This window comes from Xenophilus sp. (assembly GCF_044462705.1).
In the GTDB taxonomy this organism is placed as follows: domain Bacteria; phylum Pseudomonadota; class Gammaproteobacteria; order Burkholderiales; family Burkholderiaceae_C; genus Xenophilus; species Xenophilus azovorans.
In genome coordinates, this window is the sequence record NZ_JBIQNC010000208.1 from 1 (window position 1) to 5405 (window position 5405).

General features: G+C 70.7%; 4 protein-coding genes, 1 pseudogene and 1 riboswitch. Of the genes and pseudogenes, 3 read left to right on the forward strand and 2 right to left on the reverse strand.

Features of this window, described 5'->3' with window-relative positions; translation table 11 throughout:
• Positions 1–213: pseudogene (locus ACIY1X_RS22190) on the forward strand (ligand-binding protein SH3); the annotation flags it as partial.
• Between the two features lie 20 nt (positions 214–233).
• On the opposite strand, the gene ACIY1X_RS22195 reads toward ACIY1X_RS22190, so the two are convergent.
• Positions 234–1130: a LysR family transcriptional regulator gene (locus ACIY1X_RS22195; protein ID WP_399684806.1), complete on the reverse strand. Its 897-nt coding sequence runs from the start codon at positions 1128–1130 to the stop codon at positions 234–236.
• 65 nt (positions 1131–1195) lie between these two features.
• Between ACIY1X_RS22195 and ACIY1X_RS22200 the strand changes: the two genes are divergently transcribed.
• Positions 1196–1672, forward strand: coding sequence for a PACE efflux transporter (locus ACIY1X_RS22200; RefSeq protein ID WP_399684808.1), 477 nt, complete (start codon positions 1196–1198; stop codon positions 1670–1672).
• Here ACIY1X_RS22200 and ACIY1X_RS22205 read toward each other — a convergent pair.
• Positions 1624–2292: a hypothetical protein gene (locus ACIY1X_RS22205; RefSeq protein WP_399684811.1), complete on the reverse strand. Its 669-nt coding sequence runs from the start codon at positions 2290–2292 to the stop codon at positions 1624–1626. The genes ACIY1X_RS22200 and ACIY1X_RS22205 overlap by 49 nt on opposite strands.
• 127 nt (positions 2293–2419) lie before the next feature.
• Positions 2420–2495: riboswitch (S-adenosyl-L-homocysteine riboswitch) on the forward strand.
• Between the two features lie 22 nt (positions 2496–2517).
• On the opposite strand from ACIY1X_RS22205, the gene metH reads away from it, so the two are divergent.
• Positions 2518–5262, forward strand: a complete 2745-nt coding sequence (gene metH, locus ACIY1X_RS22210) for a methionine synthase (protein WP_399684813.1) — start codon at positions 2518–2520, stop codon at positions 5260–5262.
• Positions 5263–5405 lie beyond the last annotated feature (143 nt).

Consider the following 5405-nt stretch of genomic DNA (forward strand, 5'->3'; position numbering starts at 1 on the left):
GCGCGCCCACCCGGCTGGGAAGGCCGTCCGGGCCGGCCCGGCCGCCCCGAGGGCCCAGGGAGCCGCCCGGGGCCGGGCCCGCGCCCGCCGCAGTGGAACGGCCCGCCCCCCGGCGCCGGCCGGCCGATGCCGCCGCCCCGGCCGATGCCCGCCCCGCGCGGCTCGGCGACGCCCTCGGCCGGCCAGAACACGCCCCTGGGCGACCGGCCCTGAGGCGCTGCGGGGCCCGGCGCTCAGCCGTCGATGTCGCGCATCAGCGCCACGAAGCGGGCAGCGCCCAGGCCCATCGGCCGCTCCTTCGACCAGACCACGTCCACCCACAGCGTGAGCGCGTTGGTCAGGCCGGCCAGGGGCAGTTCGCGCAGCGTGCCCGCCGCCAGCTGGGGGCGCACCACGCTGCGCGGCAGCCAGCCCCAGCCCAGGCCGGCTTCGAGCAGGCTGCAGGCGGCCTCGGGGCTGTCGGTGAGCCAGCGCTGCCGCGCGAACAGCAGGCGCGGGTCCGCCACGCCGGCGTCGCGCCCGGCCACCACGATCTGCCGCGTGCGCGCCAGGTGCGCCTCGCCCAGGCCGCCGCCCTGCCCGCCGGCCTCCTGCAGCAGCGGATGGTCCGGCGCCACCACGGCCACCAGCGTCTCGCTGCCGACCTCCTGAAAGCCCTCCCGGCCGTCCTGGCCGGGCCGCTCGAACACCAGCGCGAGCTGGGCGCGGCCGCTGTGCAGCAGCACCAGCGCGTCGGCCTGCGGCGCGGCCAGCACCTCCACGTCCAGCAGCGGGAAGTCCCGCACCAGCCGGGCGACGGCGCCGGTCCAGGCGGCGCCCAGCAGTTCGGGGGCGATGGCCAGCGTCAGCCGGCTCTCCAGGCCCCGGGTGAGCGAGAGGGCCTGCGCCTCCAGCTGCGCCAGTTGCCCGGCCAGCAGGCGCGCCTGCGGCTCCAGCGCGCGCGCCGCCGCGGTGGGCCGCGGCTCGCGGCCCGAGCGGTCGAACAGCGGCAGGTCCAGCTCCGCCTCCAGGTGCGCGATGGCCATGCTCACGGCCGAGGGCACCCGGCCCAGGACGCGCGCCGCGGCGGAGAAGGAACCGCTGTCGAGCACCGCCAGGAAGACCGCCACGTTCTCGCTGGTGAAGGCCATTTCTATCAATCAATCTGAAAGAAGATGACTTTTTATATCAGCAATCAAGACATAAAGTGCCGTCCATGCAAGGCATTCAGCGAAAGATCGTCTACGTCACCCTCTACGAGGGCATCGCCATCGTGTGCGCCAGCGCTGGGTTGGCGCTCACTTCCGACAGCGGCCTCATGAAGGCGGGCGTCGCCTCCGCCATGGCCTCGGCCATTGCGCTGGTGTGGAACCTCGTGTTCAACACCGCCTTCGAGTGGTGGGAGGCGCGCCAGACGGTGCGCGGGCGCAGCCTGCGCCGGCGCGTGGCGCATGCGCTGGGCTTCGAGGGCGGGCTGGGGCTGATCCTGATCCCGGTCTTCGCCTGGTGGCTGGACGTGAGCCTGCTGCAGGCACTGGCGATGGAGGCGGGGCTGATGGTGTTCTTCCTGGTCTACACCTTCGCCTTCAACTGGGCCTTCGACGGCATCTTCGGCCTGCCGGCGGCAGCGCAGGCGGCGCAGCCTCAGCGCGGATCGAAGGACACGCGGTACCCCCAGCCCGAGGCGGGCTGAAAGCCGAAAAAGCCGGTGTAGACCTCGCAGCGCTCGTTGGCGGGGCCCCGCACGAGCTGGTGGAAGAGCTGGGCCGGCGTGTCCAGGCCGTCCATGTCCGAGGTCGCGGCGTGCCGTCCCAGGGAATCGGCGCGGGTCAGCAGCCCCGCCGCCGCGAAGGCATAGCCCGCATGCGTGGCGCAGTTGAGGCCGACGATGCCGAACATGCCGGGATCGACCCGCATCGAGGACCAGGCGCGCTCGAACTGCCGGCACTCGCGTTCCGAGACCTCGATCGCGAGCAGGGTCGACACCGCGCCGGCCGCCGCGGCGGCGGCGCGGTCGACATAGGCGCGCCGATGGACCATCAGTTCGCGATAGCCCCAGACCGTGCCCGCCAGCGTGGCGCTGAGTGTGCGCACGCCCAGGGTGGCCGTTTCCGAACCGCGGCTGCCGGACACGGGGATGCCGGTTTCGGCAAAAAAGCCGATCGGCTCCCCCGAGGACAGCACGCAGTCGGCATGGCCTTCGCTGGGCGGCGCGGCGCCGGGCCGTGCCATGCCGCGCACCACCAGCCCGATCCGGTAGCGCTGCGGCGCGAACGAGCGTTCGGTCAGTAGATTCCAGCGGATGTCCGTCATGGGGGCTCCTTGTGGTGGCGGGCGCGGCGGCGTCCTGCCGCACGGGAGGAAGGACGAACGGGCGGCGCCGCTTCTCAAGTGCCCCGGCCGCGCTGCGGGATGAGGCGGACGGCATAAAATCCGCCCCTTCCCCAAGGAGCGTTGCAGCAGCCGCCGGCTGTCAGGCTTGGGGGCTTCTTTCCGCGCAACGACGCTCGCCTGTCCATGCCATCCGCAGGTGAGCCCATGTCGATTCCCACGCCCCCCGTCGCCCCGATGAAGCTGTCCGGCCTGGAGCCGGTCACGCTCGGCGAGGGCAGCCTGTTCGTCAACATCGGCGAGCGCACCAACGTCACCGGCTCCAAGGCCTTCGCGCGGATGATCCTGAACGGCCGCTTCGAGGAGGCGCTGGCCGTGGCGCGCCAGCAGGTGGAGAACGGCGCCCAGGTGATCGACGTGAACATGGACGAGGCCATGCTCGACAGCAAGGCCGCCATGGTGCGCTTCCTGAACCTGATCGCCTCCGAGCCCGACATCGCGCGCGTGCCGATCATGGTGGACTCCTCCAAGTGGGAGGTGATCGAGGCCGGGCTGCGCTGCATCCAGGGCAAGGGCATCGTCAACTCGATCTCCATGAAGGAGGGCATCGAGAAGTTCAAGCACGAGGCGCGGCTGGTGCGGCGCTACGGCGCGGCGGCGGTGGTGATGGCCTTCGACGAGGTCGGCCAGGCCGACACCTACCAGCGCAAGATCGAGATCTGCGAGCGGGCCTACCGCGTGCTGGTCGACGAGGTGGGCTTCCCGCCCGAGGACATCATCTTCGACCCCAACATCTTCGCCATCGCCACCGGCATCGAGGAACACAACAACTACGCGGTGGACTTCATCGAGGCCACGCGCTGGATCAAGCAGAACCTGCCGGGCGCCAAGGTGTCGGGCGGCGTCAGCAACGTGAGCTTCTCCTTCCGCGGCAACGACCCGGTGCGCGAGGCGATCCACACGGTCTTCCTCTACCACGCCATCCGCGCGGGCATGGACATGGGCATCGTCAACGCCGGCATGGTGGGCGTGTACGACGAGGTGGAGCCCGGGCTACGCGAGCGGGTGGAGGACGTGATCCTCAACCGCCGGCCCGACGCCGGCGAGCGCCTGGTGGAGATCGCCGAGAGCGCCAAGGGCGCCGCCAAGGACGAGAGCAGGAAGCTCGAATGGCGCGGCACCCCGGAGCAGCCGGTGCCGGTGGCGCAGCGCCTGTCGCACGCGCTGGTGCACGGCATCACCGACTTCATCGTCGAGGACACGGAGGAGGCCTACCGCGAGATCGTCGCCAGGGGCGGCCGTCCGCTGCACGTGATCGAGGGCCCGCTGATGGACGGCATGAACGTCGTCGGCGACCTGTTCGGCGCCGGCAAGATGTTCCTGCCGCAGGTGGTGAAGTCGGCGCGCGTGATGAAGCAGGCGGTGGCGCACCTGATCCCCTACATCGAGGAAGAGAAGAAGCGCGACGAGGCGGCCGGCCGCGACGTGCGCAGCAAGGGCAAGATCGTCATCGCCACCGTCAAGGGCGACGTGCACGACATCGGCAAGAACATCGTCACCGTCGTGCTCCAGTGCAACAACTTCGAGGTGGTGAACATGGGCGTGATGGTCCCGTGCCACGAGATCCTGGCCCGGGCAAGGATCGAGGGCGCGGACATCGTCGGCCTGTCGGGTCTGATCACGCCCAGCCTGGAAGAGATGCAGTACGTGGCCGGCGAGATGCAGAAGGACGAGCACTTCCGCATCAAGAAGATCCCGCTGCTGATCGGCGGCGCCACCACCAGCCGCGTGCACACCGCGGTGAAGATCGCGCCGCACTACGAGGGGCCGGTGGTCTACGTGCCCGACGCCTCGCGCAGCGTGGGCGTGGCGCAGAACCTGCTCTCGGAGCAGGCGGCGCAGTACATCGCCGAGGTCAACGCCGACTACGAGCGCGTGCGCCACCAGCACGCCAATCGCAAGCAGGTGCCGCTGTGGCCGCTGGCGAAGGCGCGCGCCAACAGGACGCCGATCGACTGGCGCGGCTACCAGCCGACCCGGCCGAAGTTCACCGGCCGGCGCATCTTCCGCAACTACGACCTGTCGGAGCTGGCCGCCGCCATCGACTGGGGCCCCTTCTTCCAGACCTGGGACCTGGCGGGGCCCTTCCCGCAGATCCTCAAGGACGAGATCGTGGGCAGCGAGGCGCAGCGCGTCTTCTCCGACGGCAAGCGCATGCTGCAGCGGCTGATCGAGGGCCGCTGGCTCACGGCCAACGGCGTGGTGGGCTTCTGGCCGGCCAACACCGAGCACGACGACGACATCGTGCTCTACGCCGACGAGAGCCGCGAACGCAAGGTGCTGACCTGGTACGGCATGCGCCAGCAGACCGAGAAGCAGGAGGTGAACGGCGTGATGCGCCCCAGCCGCTGCCTCGCCGACTTCGTCGCGCCGCGCGACGCGGGCATCGCGGACTACGTGGGTGCCTTCGCCGTCACGGCCGGCATCGGCGCCGAGAAGAAGGAGAAGTACTTCCTCGACGACCTGGACGACTACTCCGCCATCATGTTCAAGGCCCTGGCCGACCGCCTGGCCGAGGCCTTCGCCGAGGTGCTGCACCGGCGCGTGCGCATGGACCTGTGGGGCTACGCGCCCGACGAGCAGCTCGGCCTGGAGCAGCTCATCAAGGAGCAGTACCGCGGCATCCGCCCGGCGCCCGGCTACCCGGCCTGCCCCGACCACAGCGTCAAGGGCCCGCTGTTCGAGCTGCTGCAGTGCGAGGAGATCGGCATGGGCCTGACCGAGAGCCTGGCGATGACGCCGGCGGCCAGCGTATCCGGGTTCTATCTGGGGCATCCCGAGGCAAAGTACTTCAGCGTGGGCAGAATCGGGCCCGACCAGCTGGCCGACCTGGCCGCGCGCCGGCAGGTGGCCGAGGCCGACCTGCAGCGGCTGCTGGCACCGAACCTGTAACGCCTGCAGCGGCGCGGCCCCACGCGCGCTGCGTTCCTTGTCCTACGTTCTTCGCCCGGGGGCCGCATTCCTTTTGTGTCGTTGATGAGTTTCGCCGCGCAGCACTATGCGGCCCTGGCCGTGTGCGCGTTCGCGGCCTGGGG

Coding starts and splice junctions, on each gene's coding strand:
- ACIY1X_RS22195 (WP_399684806.1), bottom strand. CDS start 1,130: ATGGCCTTCACCAGCGAGAACGTGGCGGTCTTCCTGGCGGTGCTCGAC.
- metH (WP_399684813.1), top strand. CDS start 2,518: ATGTCGATTCCCACGCCCCCCGTCGCCCCGATGAAGCTGTCCGGCCTG.
- ACIY1X_RS22200 (WP_399684808.1), top strand. CDS start 1,196: ATGCAAGGCATTCAGCGAAAGATCGTCTACGTCACCCTCTACGAGGGC.
- ACIY1X_RS22205 (WP_399684811.1), bottom strand. CDS start 2,292: ATGACGGACATCCGCTGGAATCTACTGACCGAACGCTCGTTCGCGCCG.